At 32.2% G+C, this 615-nt stretch carries 1 protein-coding gene; it reads left to right on the top strand.

Translation table 11 applies throughout. The annotated features are described in order from the left end of the window. The first annotated feature begins 99 nt into the window (after positions 1-99). Positions 100-495, top strand: a complete 396-nt coding sequence (locus ACOSP6_RS01590) for a hypothetical protein (RefSeq protein WP_422092384.1) — start codon at positions 100-102, stop codon at positions 493-495. The last annotated feature ends 120 nt before the right edge of the window (positions 496-615 follow it).

Here is a 615-nt window from a genome sequence, read left to right on the forward strand (position 1 = left end):
ATTCAATCTTATTAATTATCTTTCCGCAACAACGGAAAACGACTCGCGTCCTTTCCCGCAAAAAATCATACACAAATACGTTGTACGTAAGCAGAAAAAATGAAAGAAATTAAAATTGAAGTTTATCACAAAGAAGAAAAAGTAACCACTTTCCTTTATGTTGAGCGGTTATCTGAAAATAAATTTCGGATGATTGACAACGACTTTTGTAACTCAAAATTGACTTTGGGAACGGAATTCGAAACGAAAATAAACAAAGAAAAAAAACACGAAATAACAAAAATCACAAAGGAATCAGAATTCATTACACGTAGATTTCAATTAACACCAAACTATAAGGAATCTGATTATAGAATACTTGGAGAGGAATTAACAAAGAGAGGTGGATTTTGGCAAGTAGACCTTGGAAGTATTGCAACTGTTAACATACCTAAAGATTTTCAACTTGACATTGATAAAATTGTAAAGGACTTAGATTTAAGATTAATAAAATAATAAACTAAAAGCCAACGTACAACAAGGCGTATAATTAATTGCGGCTGAATTTCCTCACCGGAAATTCAATCTTATTAATTATCTTTCCGCAACATCGGAAAACGACTCGCGTCCTTTTCC

Origin of the sequence: Tenacibaculum sp. MEBiC06402 (genome assembly GCF_049239625.1) — a bacterium.
Classification (GTDB): Bacteria; Bacteroidota; Bacteroidia; order Flavobacteriales; family Flavobacteriaceae; genus Polaribacter.

Coding starts and splice junctions, on each gene's coding strand:
- ACOSP6_RS01590 (WP_422092384.1), top strand. CDS start 100: ATGAAAGAAATTAAAATTGAAGTTTATCACAAAGAAGAAAAAGTAACC.